The sequence below is a fragment of the Pseudoalteromonas sp. 10-33 genome (assembly GCF_001469195.1).
In the GTDB taxonomy this organism is placed as follows: Bacteria; Pseudomonadota; Gammaproteobacteria; order Enterobacterales; family Alteromonadaceae; genus Pseudoalteromonas.
Genome location: NZ_LOFI01000007.1, coordinates 1 through 15,551, shown reverse-complemented (window position 1 = coordinate 15,551; position 15,551 = coordinate 1). Strand labels below are relative to the sequence as shown.

11 protein-coding genes and 3 rRNA genes are annotated in these 15,551 nt (G+C 41.3%); 5 read left to right on the top strand and 9 right to left on the bottom strand.

Annotation, left to right across the window (positions count from 1 at the left end; all coding sequences use genetic code 11):
• Positions 1-128: 128 nt before the first annotated feature.
• Together waaA and ATS76_RS06455 are read left to right on the top strand one after the other, a co-directional pair.
• On the top strand, positions 129-1,412 hold the full coding sequence (waaA, locus tag ATS76_RS06460) for a lipid IV(A) 3-deoxy-D-manno-octulosonic acid transferase (protein WP_058551506.1): 1,284 nt from the start codon (positions 129-131) through the stop codon (positions 1,410-1,412).
• The gene (locus ATS76_RS06455; RefSeq protein ID WP_058551505.1) at positions 1,409-1,957 is read left to right on the top strand and encodes a DUF1415 domain-containing protein; all 549 of its coding nucleotides are present in this window, start codon (positions 1,409-1,411) and stop codon (positions 1,955-1,957) included. Before waaA ends, ATS76_RS06455 begins: the two co-directional genes overlap by 4 nt.
• 30 nt (positions 1,958-1,987) lie before the next feature.
• On the opposite strand, the gene ATS76_RS06450 is transcribed toward ATS76_RS06455, so the two are convergent.
• The 4 genes from ATS76_RS06450 to purL all read right to left on the bottom strand — a co-directional run bounded on the left by ATS76_RS06450 (position 1,988) and on the right by purL (position 9,012).
• Positions 1,988-2,317 (bottom strand): YdbL family protein, encoded by a 330-nt coding sequence (locus tag ATS76_RS06450; RefSeq protein ID WP_058551504.1) that lies wholly within the window; start codon positions 2,315-2,317, stop codon positions 1,988-1,990.
• A gap of 10 nt (positions 2,318-2,327) precedes the next feature.
• The gene (locus tag ATS76_RS06445) at positions 2,328-2,525 is read right to left on the bottom strand and encodes a YnbE family lipoprotein (RefSeq protein WP_033025578.1); all 198 of its coding nucleotides are present in this window, start codon (positions 2,523-2,525) and stop codon (positions 2,328-2,330) included.
• A 2-nt stretch (positions 2,526-2,527) separates the two neighbouring features.
• Complete coding sequence (locus tag ATS76_RS06440; RefSeq protein ID WP_058551503.1) at positions 2,528-4,984, bottom strand: YdbH domain-containing protein; 2,457 nt, start codon at positions 4,982-4,984, stop codon at positions 2,528-2,530.
• A 137-nt stretch (positions 4,985-5,121) separates the two neighbouring features.
• Positions 5,122-9,012 carry a phosphoribosylformylglycinamidine synthase gene (purL, locus tag ATS76_RS06435; protein WP_058551559.1) on the bottom strand — a complete coding sequence of 1,297 codons (3,891 nt, stop codon included), beginning with the start codon at positions 9,010-9,012 and terminating at the stop codon, positions 5,122-5,124.
• A gap of 211 nt (positions 9,013-9,223) precedes the next feature.
• On the opposite strand from purL, the gene mltF reads away from it, so the two are divergent.
• Entirely contained in the window at positions 9,224-10,639 is a 1,416-nt protein-coding gene (mltF, locus tag ATS76_RS06430; RefSeq protein ID WP_058551502.1) for a membrane-bound lytic murein transglycosylase MltF, read from the top strand.
• Between the two features lie 180 nt (positions 10,640-10,819).
• Positions 10,820-10,987, top strand: a complete 168-nt coding sequence (locus tag ATS76_RS19270; RefSeq protein ID WP_201023493.1) for a hypothetical protein — start codon at positions 10,820-10,822, stop codon at positions 10,985-10,987.
• A gap of 10 nt (positions 10,988-10,997) precedes the next feature.
• On the opposite strand, the gene tadA is transcribed toward ATS76_RS19270, so the two are convergent.
• Entirely contained in the window at positions 10,998-11,495 is a 498-nt protein-coding gene (gene tadA / locus ATS76_RS06425) for a tRNA adenosine(34) deaminase TadA (protein ID WP_058551501.1), read from the bottom strand.
• Positions 11,496-11,673: 178 nt separating this feature from the next.
• On the opposite strand from tadA, the gene ATS76_RS06420 reads away from it, so the two are divergent.
• The gene (locus ATS76_RS06420) at positions 11,674-12,978 is read left to right on the top strand and encodes an inosine/guanosine kinase (protein WP_006791599.1); all 1,305 of its coding nucleotides are present in this window, start codon (positions 11,674-11,676) and stop codon (positions 12,976-12,978) included.
• Positions 12,979-12,993: 15 nt separating this feature from the next.
• Here ATS76_RS06420 and glsB read toward each other — a convergent pair whose 3' ends face one another.
• The 4 genes from glsB to ATS76_RS06400 form a co-directional block, all read right to left on the bottom strand.
• Complete coding sequence (glsB, locus tag ATS76_RS06415; protein ID WP_058551500.1) at positions 12,994-13,917, bottom strand: glutaminase B; 924 nt, start codon at positions 13,915-13,917, stop codon at positions 12,994-12,996.
• A gap of 637 nt (positions 13,918-14,554) precedes the next feature.
• Positions 14,555-14,669 (bottom strand): 5S ribosomal RNA (gene rrf, locus ATS76_RS06410).
• 59 nt (positions 14,670-14,728) lie between these two features.
• Positions 14,729-14,843 (bottom strand): 5S ribosomal RNA (gene rrf, locus ATS76_RS06405).
• Positions 14,844-15,054: 211 nt separating this feature from the next.
• Positions 15,055-15,551: ribosomal RNA gene (locus ATS76_RS06400) — 23S ribosomal RNA — on the bottom strand; the annotation flags it as partial.

The following is a 15,551-nucleotide window of genomic DNA, read 5'->3' as shown; positions in this document are numbered from 1 at the left end:
CAGTTTTATTTAGTTGTGTGCATTTTATAGGAATATAGCTGAACTGGAACATAATTTAGTGCTTCACATGTTCAGAAATTATCACTTTCGCGTTAAACTAAGGGGACTTACCTCAATAAAAGTTCAGTATGGCACGCATTTTTTACTCATTCGCTTTAATTTTAATTAGCCCGCTGATTGTATTTTACTTATATGTATTAAGAGGTAAAAAAAACAAAGGCTACCGAGCACACTTTAAAGAGCGTTTTGGCTTTGTGAGCAAAAGCTTATTTACAAGTAAAGGCAAACCGTTAGTTGTGCACTGCGCCTCTGTAGGTGAGGTGCTTGCAGCTGCACCACTTATTAAAGCGCTGCAAAAACAACACCCCCAGCTTAATATACTTATTACCTGCAATACCCCTACAGGGCGCGAGCAAATAATTAATCAGTTTAAAAATACCGTGGCGTGTAGTTATTTACCTATGGACTTTGCGTTTTCGACCGCCCGATTTTTAAAACGTATAAACCCACAAGCACTATGCATATTAGAAACCGAGCTTTGGCCAAACTTAATGGCAATAAGCCATAAAAAGAACATTCCGGTACTGGTACTTAATGCTCGACTAAGCGAAAAGTCGCAGCAAGGGTATAAGAAGGTGGCAGGGTTAACGCATATAATTATGCGTTCAATTTCAGTGCTCGCAAGCCATAATGAAAATGATGCGAAGCGTTTTATTGAACTTGGTTTACCTTCTGCAAAAAGCCATGTTACAGGCTCAATAAAGTTCGACATTACGCCAACCGACGAACAACTGACTAAAGTGGCAAATCTTAAAGCCGTGTATAAAACTCAAGAGCGTTTTGTATGGGTGGCAGGCTCGACTCACCCACTTGAGCACGAAATGATATTAAATGCCCACCAGCAACTATTAAAAAAGTACCCAAATGCACTTTTAGTTATTGCCCCTCGACACCCTGAGCAATTTGATAAAGTGGCCGACACGTTAGCTCAAAGCCCACTTAGCTTTAGCCTTCGAAGCAACAATAACTACCAAAACGAGCACGTACTATTGGCCGATACACTTGGCGAGCTACAATGTTTATATGGCGCTGGTAATGTAAGTTATGTAGGCGGTAGTTTAATTCGCCGCGGCGGGCATAACCCACTTGAATCTGCAGCTTTTTCAGTTGGTGTTATAACTGGTCCACATACGTATAACTTTGACCATATCTACCCTGAACTTATAAAGTTAAAGGGGGCTGTGGTTGTTGAAAACACTGATGAGCTTGCTACACAGTTAATTAATTTAAGCCAAAACACTAAAGCCTGCCAAACTTTAGGGAATAAAGCGCAGCAGTGCGTATTAAAAAACCAAGGCGCCATTAAAAAAACATTAACCATAATTAATCAGTATTTAGAGCCACAAGCATGACCAATTTAGCTATTACTCAAACCCGTGAGTGGGTATCGTCGGTTATTGTAAAATATAACTTTTGCCCATTTGCCCGCAAAGAAGTTGAGAACAACTGCATTCATTATGTGCTTAGCCCAGCAGTAAAAATTGATGATGCGGTAATGGATATGCTTGAGCAATGCACTCAGCTTGATCAAAATCCAGAGCGCGAAACCACATTAATATTGTTTGATAACGGCTTTAGTGATTTTGAAGACTTTTTAGATTTAGTTGATTTAGCCAATGCGCTACTGGTTGCACAAGGCTTTGAAGGTAAATATCAAATTGCTAATTTCCACCCTGACTACGTTTTTGCCGACAGCGATGAAGATGATGCCGCAAATTACACAAACAGATCACCCTACCCTACACTGCATTTAATTCGCGAACTAAGTATGAGCGAAGCACTTGATAACTATAACGAGCCAGAATCTATCCCTGAGCACAATATAAAACTTGCAAGGCGCAAAGGCATCGACTTTTGGCAGCAGCTTTTAGAAGGTATAAAAAAACCGATCGCATAACCGTTCGGTTTTTAGGTATCAAATTCAATATTACTTTTTAACCCAGCTGCCATTTACTTCAACATAATGACCACTTTGGGTTTTTTCGATTGTTTTAGCCGCTGCGAGTGCTTCTACTTGGGCGAGCGATAAATTGTTCTTTTTAGCTAGTTTTAAATACTGAGCTTTACGCTTTGCGTTAATTTCTTCAACAACAGCTTTAGCTTCGCTATTTTGTACTACTAAGCCTAAATAACCCGAATTGTTCTCACCCACTAACCCTTGGCTTTTAGCATCATCTAAACTAATCGCCCACGCCGAAAACGACAAACATACCGAACTTACTAGAGTGGCAATACTTAATTTATTTTTTATAGTCATCATTTAGCTCCTAAAATAATTCACTGTCGTCACTGAACAGGGTATCGAGTTCTTTATCTACTTTTACTCGAATTTCGTGATCTACTTTTACATTTAGATTGATAGTTATTGGCTCTTTCGCTGCCACCTCTACTCTGTGAGTACATGCGCTTAAAGCGCTAATAGCAGCAAAGGCTATGATTGCCTTAATGCTTAACGAATTTTTCATCATTAGTTTCCTTTTTGAGAATATTGCTGCTCAACTTTTTGTGTTATTTCGTCACTTAATCTTAGCGCTCTAAGTAGCGTAAACACGTTTTCTTCGTGGTTATAGTTAAAATTAACTTGCTGCTGTTGTGGCGCATTAAAGCCTTGTAAGTTAACACCTAAATTTAACCAACCATCACTTTTAAGTGCCACTGTACTATTAAGTTTTTGTATATCAAGGTTTTTAAGTAAGCCCAGTACAGGTTGTAATTCTTGTTGCTGTTGAATAACAGCGTCAAACGCTTCGTTATTGTTAATAATAAGCTTACCTTCACCTTGGTTTAATAAGCTGCCGTTTGTAACCTCTACGCCACTGTCACTAAAATGAAGTGGCAGCCACCCTTTTAATCGGCCCGTTAAGGTAATTCCCGACTTGTCATCAAGGGTAATAAGCTTACTCGCATCAATATCTTTAAAAGTAACATTAGCTGTTTGCTGCGATTTTAAAAGCGTGTATTTATCTAATTCAAAAACCCCATCAAACACATTACCGCTTATATCAAATACTTGCGCGCTATTGTTAACCACTTTTATTTTACCGTTGATATTATTAACTACTGCGCCAGCTCTTAATTCATTGAGGTTAAAGGTAGTAGGCTCAACATTAAGCTGCCCTGAATCATATTGCCCACTAAGTTGCGCACTAAACTGGTTAGCTAAGTAATCGTTATAAAGCGCACTGGTATCATCAATAGTTAAATTAAAATTAGCTTTTTGTAAGTTAACATCGCCACTAATACGCCCACCAAACTCGCCTTGAGTGAGTTGAGCTAACGGCTCAAATTGGCTAACAATTGAATTTAGCAAAAGTACATTTTGCTGCGGGACTATTACTTCAAACGGGTGTTCTACTTTAGAAATATGGTGATTAGCCACAAGCTCTATACCGTTTACAAATACATGATGAGACGCTTTAAGCGCTCGGCTTTGCAAGCCTTTTGAATCTACGTTTATATTTTCTAAATCAATGCTCGGGCTTGTCAGTGTACTTATTTGAGTATTCGCTGATAAATGAGCAAATAACTCACCCACGCCTAAGTTTGCCTTTGCACTGAGGGTATTGTTGATACCAGTGAGCTTATACTCATCGTATTGAGCGCTTTTAAACTCGCTTTTCAAAACCACGTTTGCATCGAGCTTTTCACTCATATTTGCCATTAGTTTACCTGTGTAATCGTTAATAGTAGTGCCATAAGCAACGGCTTTATTAAAGCTAAATGTAGTACTTACTTTACCTATGGGTTTAGAGTCAATAAGTTGAGTAAGTGTAAAGTCGCCGTGGGCTTTTACATTATTAACCTCAGCCGGTAAAAATTCAGGCAAAGCGGTAAGCGCAAAATCGTAATTACCACTTAGTTGTGCGTTTTCAAGCTGCGTATTTAGCACTACAGCCTTTATATCATTAGTGCGTAGCTGCGCTTTAAGCTGCGTGCGCGCACTTTGCAACGCTGTAGCAGTATTAACGAACGTATCTGTAAAGGTTATGTCTATGTCTTGCTCTGTTTGCTCATCGCTTGTAAGCGTTATTAACGGCAAGGTTAAGTTATTATCTACTAGGCTTATTGGTTTAGGTAAAGCCCAGTGCCAATTAAGGGGAAGTTGCTTAACTGCAAAGGCCTTGTAATCACCTTCAGGAATAAGAGATTGGCAATTATTACTAAGCATTACGTTATTTTTAAGCTTGCTTGGGTCAAGTGAAAGCTTTTGGGTATTTAAATTATACGCAGTGCTTAGCACCCCTTTAGTATTATTACTAATGTCGCAGTTTTTTAATTTATAGTCATACCGCGCCTGCAAACTCCCAGTGGAGCTTCCCTCTATCCCATTAAAGCTAAATGCTTGCGATGTATTAAACCTAAGGCCACTAAATAACGCGTTATCGGTTTTAAGTAATTGTTTAAGCAATTCATCACTAACTTTAAGCAGCCCCTGTACCTTATTATTGTAAAGCGTTGCGCTGGCACTTAAATCACCACTAACTACAAACTGGTTAAGCTTTGGCTCGTTAATGTTTAGCATTAAAGGCTGATTTAAAAACTCACTGTTTATACTTAGTTGCTCAACTGTAATTGTTGGCCTTTTTTCGGGAAGGGCTAAATCTAAAATTGTTGCAGGGCTACTTGCTTTATTACTTTGAGGAAGTGGATTGACATTAAGCGCCGCATGCTTAATTTCAACATGGCGAGTATTTGCGGTAATACCTGTAACAACAAGCTCTTGGTTTTGGTAACTCAAGCACGCTTTTTGTACATGCACATTTAGCTTGCTGGTAAGCGAAAAGTCTAAACAACTTAAAGTAATGCCCGCTTTTTCAAGCGCAGGCGCTACAGTCCATTGTAATAATGGCAAACGAAATACATAACCAAGCAATATTAAGCTTAGTAATACAGTCCCAACAATTAAACCAATGCGCTTTAACATACTATCCTTAATAAGCTTCATACCTAACAAACTACCGTAATTTTAAATCTACGCAATCAAAAAAGGCTGCACAGGCAGCCTTTTTTATTTTACAGCTAGATTATGAATCTAGCTTGTATAGGGGGTGATTGTGATCACTAGCCTACATTTTTACGTGCGTTGCGGAACATGCGCATCCACGGGCTATCTTCTTGCCACTCATCAGGGTGCCACGAGTTAGCAACAGCGCGGAATACACGCTCAGGGTGCGGCATCATTACAGTGGCACGACCATCAGTAGAAGTAATACCGGTAATACCTTCTGGTGAACCATTAGGGTTAGCCGGGTATTGCGTTGTAGGGTTACCGTAGTTATCTACAAATTTAACCGCGACAGTGCCGCTTTCAAGCGCAACTTGAGTGGCAGCATCATTTGCAAACTCAGCATGGCCTTCACCATGAGATACAGCAATCGGCATACGCGACCCAGCCATACCACTGAAGAACACAGATGGATTCTCTTGTATTTCGACTAAGCTAAAGCGTGCTTCAAAACGCTCAGACTTATTAGTGACAAAACGAGGCCAATGCTCAGTACCTGGAATTAACTCTTTAAGCGTTGATAACATTTGGCAACCATTACACACACCTAAACTAAAGGTGTCTTCACGGTGGAAGAAATTTTGGAACTGATCGCGTGCCATATCGTTAAACAATATAGACTTAGCCCAACCTTCACCGGCACCTAATACGTCACCGTAAGAGAAACCACCACATGCCACTAAGCCTTTAAACTGCTCAAGTGTTAAACGCCCTTCGAGGATATCGCTCATGTGTACATCAACAGCGGCAAAACCAGCACGGTTAAACGCAGCAGCCATTTCTAGGTGCGAGTTAACGCCTTGCTCACGCAAAATAGCCATTTGCGGCTTAGCGCCCGTTGCAATGTACGGTGCGGCTATATCTTCGTTTAAGTCAAAGTTAAGTTTTACGTTTAAGCCTGGATCATTTGCATCAAACTTGGCATCAAACTCTTGCTTAGCACAATCAGGGTTATCACGACGTGCTTGCATTTGGTACGTTGTTTCAGCCCAAATAGTACGCAATTCAGTACGAGTATGATTAAGTACTGTTTGTTCGCCACGGTTAAATACAATGCTATCGTCGCTATTAAGCGAGCCAATCACGTGACTAATTGCAGCTACACCGTGTTGTTCAAACACTGCATTTACGGCCTCTAAGTCGCTGTTAGCAACTTGAATTACTGCACCAAGCTCTTCGTTATAAAGTGCTTCTAAGTCTGAGCCTGTTAAACCGGCTAAATCAACGGTTACACCTGTGTGCCCTGCAAATGCCATTTCAGTTACGGTAGTAAATAAACCACCGTCTGAACGGTCATGATAAGCAAGTAGTTTGCTATCTGCTACAAGTGCCTGCATAGCATTATAAAAGCCTTTAAGTAACTCAGGGCTATCTACATCTGGTGTAACATCACCAAGCTGCTTGTAAACCTGTGCAAGGCTTGATGCACCCATGCGGTTTTTGCCAGCACCTAAATCAACTAAAATAAGCGATGTGTCGCCTTTATCAGTGCGTAACTGTGGCGTTACTGTTTTACGTACATCGTCAACACGGCCAAAGGCTGTAATAATAAGCGATAACGGCGACGTTACTGATTGCTCAGCACTATCGTCTTCATTTTTCCATGTCGTTTTCATCGACATAGAATCTTTACCTACAGGTATAGTTAAACCAAGTGCAGGGCAAAGCTCTTCGCCAACCGCTTTTACGGCTTCGTAAAGGCCTGCGTCTTCACCTGGGTGACCCGCTGCGGCCATCCAGTTAGCAGATAGCTTAATGTTCTCAAGGCTGCCAATGTTTGCACAGGCAATATTAGTTAACGATTCAGCCACCGCTAAACGCGCCGAAGCACCGAAATTTAATAGTGCCGCCGGAGTACGTTCCCCGAGTGACATAGCTTCACCGTGGTAAGTATCGTACGTTGCCGCGGTCACTGCACAGTTAGCAACAGGGACTTGCCAAGGGCCAACCATTTGATCCCGTGCAACTAAACCGGTAACTGAGCGGTCGCCAATGGTAATTAAGAACGTTTTTTCTGCAATTGTAGGTAAGCGTAATAAGCGCTGCGCAGCATCTGCTACGTCAATAGCGTTTGCATCAATGGCTGTGCCTGTTACTTGCTGTGATGTTACATTGCGGTGCATTTTAGGCGCTTTACCTAATAATACATCTAGCGGTAAATCAACAGGGCTGTTATCAAAATGGCTATCTGCTACGGTTAAATGGCGCTCTTCTGTGGCTTCACCAATTACTGCGTACTGTGCGCGTTCGCGCTTACAAATGGCTTCAAAACGATCAAAGTCTTCAACAGCTACAGCAAGTACATAGCGCTCTTGCGATTCATTACACCAAATTTCATGAGGTGCCATGCCTGGCTCATCGTTAGGAATATCGCGTAGTTGGAATTTACCACCACGGCCACCATCGTTTACCAGTTCTGGGAATGCATTTGATAAACCACCAGCGCCTACATCATGAATAAATGCAATTGGGTTTTCGTCGCCTAACTGCCAACATTTGTCGATTACTTCTTGGCAACGACGTTCCATTTCAGGGTTTTCACGTTGAACAGAAGCAAAGTCTAAGTCTTCGTTTGATTGGCCCGATGCCATGCTTGATGCTGCACCACCGCCTAAACCAATGTTCATTGCAGGGCCACCTAGTGCAATAAGTTTTGCGCCTACTGGAATATCGCCTTTTTGAACATGATCAGAGCGAATATTTCCTAAACCACCGGCAAGCATAATAGGCTTGTGATAACCACGCACCTCTTCACCATTGTGGCTTGTTACTTTTTCTTCGTACGTGCGGAAATAACCTAATAAATTAGGACGACCAAACTCATTATTAAATGCAGCACCGCCCAGTGGGCCATCCATCATAATATCAAGGGCATTGACTATACGACCAGGCTTGCCAAAGTCGCTTTCCCATGGTTGTTCGTAACCTGGTATACGTAAGTTAGAAACCGTAAAGCCAACTAAACCGGCTTTAGGCTTAGAGCCACGCCCTGTTGCGCCTTCATCACGAATTTCACCACCTGAACCGGTAGCCGCGCCCGAAAACGGTGCAATAGCCGTTGGATGGTTATGCGTTTCTACTTTCATTAGTATTTCTATGTCTTCTTGATGATACGCATATTCACCTTGCGCATTTGGGAAGAAGCGACCCGCCTTTGAGCCTTTCATTACGGCTGCATTATCTTTATAAGCAGACAGTACATTTTCAGGGTTGTGCTCAAAGGTATTTTTGATCATTTTAAACAGCGATTTTGGCTGTTCAATGCCATCAATTGTCCAATCAGCATTAAATATTTTATGACGACAATGCTCTGAGTTTGCTTGGGCAAACATAAACAATTCTATGTCGTTAGGATTACGACCTAGCTTTTTAAAGTTCTCTACTAAGTAGTCTATTTCGTCATCGGCAAGAGCAAAACCTTGCTCAACATTTGCGGCAGCTAACGCTTCGCGACCACCACCTAAAATATCAACTGATGACATTTCACGAGGAGAATCATTACGGAATAACTGCGCTGCGGCTTCAAGCTCAGTGTGTGTAGCTTCGGTCATACGGTCGTGTAATAACGCCGTTACTTGTCCAAGTTGCTCTGCACTTAGCTCACCTTCTATATAATAAGCAATACCGCGCTCTACACGGTGGACCTGTTTAAGGCCACAGTTATGCGCTATATCGGTTGCTTTAGATGCCCAAGGCGAAATGGTACCAGGGCGAGGTGTAACAAGTACTAATGTGCCAGCTGGGGTATGCTCGGCAATAGTTGGACCGTAAGTTAATAGCTTTTCAAGCTTGGTCTGCTCATCAACACTCAAAGGCGATGTTAAATCGGCAAAATGAGCATATTCGGCATATACGTTAGTGACTGGAAGTTGCGATTGCTGGCAACGCGCTAAAATTTTATTAACTCTGAACTCTGACAGTGCTGGTGCACCACGAAGGATCAACATAGATAATTTCATCCGGGGTTAGGGATTGAACGATATTTTAGGCACGCATTATAGTCCAATTAGCCATCATATTTAACTCCAAATTACGCTTTTCATAAAATTAACTTCTTACGCTTTATTTATTCTCTTCCCTACTAATAAAATAAATAGGAAAGTGACGAAATGGTTAAGTTTTGTTATAACGGGTGTTAGCGTGTTAAAGGGGCACACAATGTTCAAAGAAAAGCTAATAACAATCATTACTTTAGTTATGCTGTTATGTGCATGTAATATGCAAGAACAGCCAACTCAACTTGCCCAAATTAAAGAGCAAAACAAAATACGTGTGGGCACGTTGGCAAGTGCGAGTAATTATTATCAAGCAGTACAAGGCGAGCAAGGCTTTGAATATGAGCTTTCTCAAGCGTTTGCCGATTACTTAGGTGTTGAACTGGAAATAGTCCCTTTTTTTAATTTATCTGATATGTTTGAGCGCTTAGAAAGTGGTGACTTAGACCTAATTGCCTCAGGCCTTACATACAATAAAACGCGTGCACAGCAATACCGCTATGGCCCTACCTACAGAACAATAAGCCAAAAACTAGTCTACAAACAAGGTCGTGTTCGTCCTCGTAAATTTGAAGATTTGGAGGGTAACTTTACGGTTATAGCCAAAAGTAGCCACTCTCTTACTCTACAAAAAGCGCAAAAAAACAACCCATCACTCACCTGGACCGAGAGTGAAGAGTTTGATGAAGAGGAACTACTTCAAGCTGTTATAGATGGTGAAATAGACTATACCCTAGCCGATTCGCATACTTTATCGCTTTTTAGGCGCTATCATCCTAATTTAAGTATTGGCTTTTCAGTCAGCCGTAATGATCCAATAGCGTGGATACTTCGCAAGTCAAAAGATGACTCGTTATACGCCTTGCTCGTGCCATTTTTTGGTGAAGTAAAACAAAACAACCAACTTTATGTACTCGAAGAAAAATATTTTGGTCATGTGCGCCAGTTTAACTATGTAAATACATTGGCTTACATAGAAGCAATAAAAGAAACGTTACCTACATATCAGCCATGGTTTGAACAATACGCAGGAGATCTTGATTGGCGTTTACTCGCTGCATTAAGTTACCAAGAGTCGATGTGGAACCCTCGCGCTAAATCACCAACGGGGGTTCGTGGTATTATGATGCTTACACGCAGTACAGCTAAACAAGTTGGTGTAACTAATCGCCTTGAGCCAGAACAAAACATTCGTGGTGGTGCTCAGTATCTAAGCAAATTAATAACCCGTATTCCTGATAGAATACCTCAGCCAGACAGAACGTGGCTTGCTTTAGCGGCTTATAATGTTGGTTGGGGCCATGTAAACGACGCGCGTATTATCACCCAGCAACAAGGGGCAAGTCCTGATAAATGGGCCGATGTGAAAAAGCGTTTACCGCTATTAATCAAAAAACGTTATTACCGTAAAACACGCTATGGCTATGCTCGTGGTGACGTTGCAGTTCATTATGTTGATAATATTCGCAGATACTACGACGCACTGGTATGGCTTGATGAAAACAATGCAATGACAGAAGAAAATACCACTACAGAGCATAATAGCGACAGCAATATAAAACAAAGTGAATCGCCATAGCGGTTCAATGAATTAGTAGTAAATTTAGTATTTATAAAAGATTACAACTCTAAAGCAGTGAGTAACTAAAATATCTGTTTACTTGTCATGAAATGATCACTAATGTGTGATAATTGTATATCTTAATATTTACAAAGATATGCCTTGTGCCTTTCTCACTCTCACGCATTAGGAGAACACATGCTAAAACGTAGACGCACGCAAAAATTAAAAAGAAACGTTATTTATTCAACGGCAACACGTCGTCGTATCATGTTACGTGGTTTACATAAAAAAATAATATGGCGTCGCAGAATGTTTGCAATGCAGCAAATGGAAGCATCAGACACCCTACCTGCGGGCAATTGATAAGGTATTTTTAAGCTTCACGAGCAGCTTTTTTGGCTGCTTTAATTTGTGCTCTTCTTCGTTTGAAAAATTCAGAAATAGTGTTTCCGCATTCATCAGCTAATACCCCTTTAACAACTTCAACTTGATGGTTAAGTCTTGGTTCTTGCAGTAAGTTCATAATAGAACCTGCTGAGCCGGTTTTTGCATCTGTGGCGCCGAAGACTAAACGCTTTATTCTGCCATGTACTAACAGACCTGCACACATTGAGCATGGCTCAAGTGTTACATATAAGGTGCAATCAATTAACCGATAGTTATTTAGCACTTTACCGGCTTCTCGCACAGCAATCATTTCAGCATGAGCTGAAGGGTCATTATCTGTAATAGAACGATTGTATCCCGCCGCTATAAGTTGATTATCTTTTACTAAAACAGCACCAACGGGAATTTCGTTAAGCAACTCTGCTTGTTTTGCATATAAAAGCGCTTGCTCCATCCAATAAGCGTCGTCAAATGGCTTGTTCATTATTTCTTCTTCAGTTGCCTTTTATGCTTTAATTATACCTAGTTAAAACCCTAAAGCGTGCCATTGATTACTTTATTGCAAAAATAAAACACTATTTAGCTGTTAATAATGGCTCACTGCCGCTGATTTACGTTATAATCTCACGCTTTTTTTATTTAGCTCACAACACGGGTAGCGAATGAAATTTCCTGGACGCCGCAGGCATAAACATTATTTTCCAGTGGAAGCCAAAGATCCACTAACTAATCAACTTAACGCAACAGATAGATTACAACGTAGCTATATTACGGGTATCGATCAAATCGTTGTTGATATCGAAGCAAAAGTTGATCAAGCTTTCCTTGATGAGTTTCAACTACGCAGAGGCATGTCACAGGTTATTGATAGTGATATAACAAATGCTCTGTACGATCGTTTAAAATTAAACGACATGGTTGATTATGAATTTGCAGGTGGAACCATTGGTAACACAATGCACAACTACTCTGTGCTTGCCGATGATCGCTCTGTTTTATTAGGTGTAATGAGCGAAAACATTAAAATAGGAAGCTACGCATATCGCTTTTTATGTAATACCTCAAGCCGTGTAGATTTAGATTATTTACAGCCTGTTGACGGACCGATTGGCCGTTGCTTTACCCTGATTGATGAAACGGGCGAACGCACCTTTGCAATTAGTGCGGGTTTAATGAATTACCTACGTCCAGAATCAATAGATAAATCGTTAATAGAAAACTCATCGGCTTTAGTCATTAGTGCATACCTTATGCGTACACAAGATGACGAAACCATGACAGATGCAACCATGCAAGCTGTTAAATATGCTAATGATGCTGGCGTTCCTGTTGTTCTAACACTAGGCACTAAGTTTTTAATAGAGCAAGATCCTGCATGGTGGGCAAACTTTGTTGAAAAGCATGTAGACATTCTTGCTATGAACGAAGAAGAAGGCTTTGCTATTACAGGGTTTGAAGACCCGCTGTTAGCTGCAGACAAAGCACTAGACTGGGTGGATCTTGTTATATGTACCGCAGGTGAGAAAGGGTTATTTATGGCAGGCCACGTTGATGACAGCTTTAAACGTGAAACTGAATATCCACTACTGCCAGGCGCTATTGCAGACTTTAACCGTTATGAATTTTCACGCGCTATGCGTAAAGCTGATTGCGAAAAACCTATAAGAGCTTACAGCCACACGGCCCCTTTTATGGGCGGACCTGACTCAATCAAAAATACAAATGGTGCAGGCGATTGCGCCCTAGCCGCTGTACTACATGATTTATCAGCAAATGTTTATCACAAACTTAATGTGGCAAACTCAGCGAAGCACGATCAACAAGCCATTACATATTCATCTCTTGCACAAATTAGTAAATATGCAAACAGAGCAAGTTATGAGGTACTTGTGCAACACTCGCCGAGGTTATCCCGTGGTTTGCCTGAGCGTGAAGATTGTTTAGAGCAAGTTTATTGGGAGCAATAAGCTCCCTATACCTTTCTAAAAAATAGAAATATCGAGCTTTTTAGATAGCAGCTCTAATGCTGCTATCCCCGCGACTGAGTTACCAAACGAGTTTAATCCTGGCGAATAAACTGCAACAGTAAATTTATTCGGTAATACCGCAAGAATAGTACCTGAAACCCCTGACTTTCCGGGCATACCCACTCTATATCCAAAATCGCCTGCAGCATCATACAGACCACTGGTAAATAATAATGAATTAAGCTGTTTATTTTGACGACTACTTAAAACACGCTTACCAGAGAGTTGATCAATACCTTTATTTGCCAAAAAATTATATGCCTTAGCTAGTTCAACACAATTAAGCTCAATAGAGCAAAAATTAAAGTATGACCAAAGCACATCATCAACTTCATTCTCAAAATTACCAAATGATTTCATTAAATGTGCCATAGCAGCATTACGGTGCCTAAATTCATACTCAGAGTTAGCCACTTTTTTATCAATCACAATACCGCGGTTACCTGATAGCAACCTGAATGTTTCGAGCATAGAGTGCATAGGTGCAGACAAACGGCTATAAAGCGCATCACAGGTAACAATAGCACCCGCATTTATAAATGGGTTACGCGGTATGCCTTTTTCAAATTCAAGCTGAGTAAGCGAGTTGAAAGCAGTACCTGAAGGCTCTTTACCTACTCTACTCCAAAGTTCATCACCATAACGCTGTAACGCCATAGTTAATGTCATCACTTTAGATACTGATTGAATAGTAAAGCGCTGCGAACAATCACCTGCGCAAATTATGTCACCCTCAGTAGTATATATAGCAATAGAAAACTGCTCAGGATCAACCTCAGCAAGTGCAGGGATATAATCGGCTACTTTTCCCTTAGATAATAAAGGGGCAACTTCTTGAGTGATTTCATTTAATACATGTTGGTAATCTGTAGTAGGCAATTAACACCTCAAATAGGTTTAGGCAAATGAAAATATTACCATGTCTCTGATTAAACGAGCTAGTTTAGTTGAATGAAAAATATTTATTAAATTTTGGGGATAAAACCAGACGCTAACCTCGTTAGTGAGGCTCGGCTTGACGCTTTAAGTTGGTGCGTTTACGCGCGCATAGATGCAAAAAACCCGTTACATTGCTGTAACGGGTTTCTCTTAATTAAATCCTGATAATGTCGTGGTGCCCACAGCGGTGAAGAGTCACAGTGAAATGGGATACTATCGTTGGCCAGGGCGGCCTTCCGCGGGGCTCGCCTTCGAGCTGTTTTGTTTGACTACTGAGTTCGGCATGAGCTCTTGGCTCTTGGCTATTTACTAAACCCCAGACAGCAAAAAACCCGTCACATTACTGTAACGGGTTTTCTTAATTAAATCCTGGTAATGTCTTGGTGCCCACAGCGGTGGAGAGTCACATAGCAAATTGGATACTATCTTGGCGTCGGGGCGGCCTTCCGCAGGGCTCGTCTTCGAGCTGTTTTGTTTCACTACTGAGTTCGGCATGAGCTCTTGGCTCTTGGCTATTTACTAAACCCCAGACAGCAAAAAACCCGTCACATTACTGTAACGGGTTTTCTTAATTAAATCCTGGTAATGTCCTACTTTCACATAGCAAATGCTACACTATCATCGGCGCTGTTTCGTTTCACTACTGAGTTCGGCATGGATTCAGGTGGGTCCAAAACGCTATTGTCACCAAGAAAATTCTTTTCAATTTTCTTATTTTTATTTAGTTTAAAGTCCTTCGACTAAATTTGAAGCCTGGTAATGTCCTACTTTCACATAGCAAATGCTACACTATCATCGGCGCTGTTTCGTTTCACTACTGAGTTCGGCATGGAGTCAGGTGGGTCCAAAACGCTATTGTCACCAAGCAAATTAGGTGCAAAGGATTAATCACAAGCACGTAGTGCTTATTTTTCCTTTGCGTAAGGTGCCTCAACGTTAACGCTACGCGCTAAGAGTCACCTCATAAATTTGGAAAATATCTGATAATATTTTTTAAGTCTTTCTAAGTAATATCTACTTTAGTTATATTAACTTCTTCGCTTGTTCAACTATCACACAAAACGCGTTTGGCGTTGTATGGTTAAGCCTCACGGGTAATTAGTACAAGTTAGCTTAATGGCTCACACCACTTCCACATCTTGCCTATCAACGTTGTAGTCTTCAACGGCCCTTCAGAGACTTTAAAAGTCTAGTGAGAACTCATCTCGAGGCCTGCTTCGCGCTTAGATGCTTTCAGCGCTTATCAGTTCCGAACGTAGCTACCGGGCAATGCCATTGGCATGACAACCCGAACACCAGCGGTTCGTTCACTCCGGTCCTCTCGTACTAGGAGCAACCCCTCTCAATTCTCAAACGCCCACGGCAGATAGGGACCGAACTGTCTCACGACGTTCTAAACCCAGCTCGCGTACCACTTTAAATGGCGAACAGCCATACCCTTGGGACCGACTTCAGCCCCAGGATGTGATGAGCCGACATCGAGGTGCCAAACACCGCCGTCGATATGAACTCTTGGGCGGTATCAGCCTGTTATCCCCGGAGTACCTTTTATCCGTTGAGCGATGGCCCTTCCA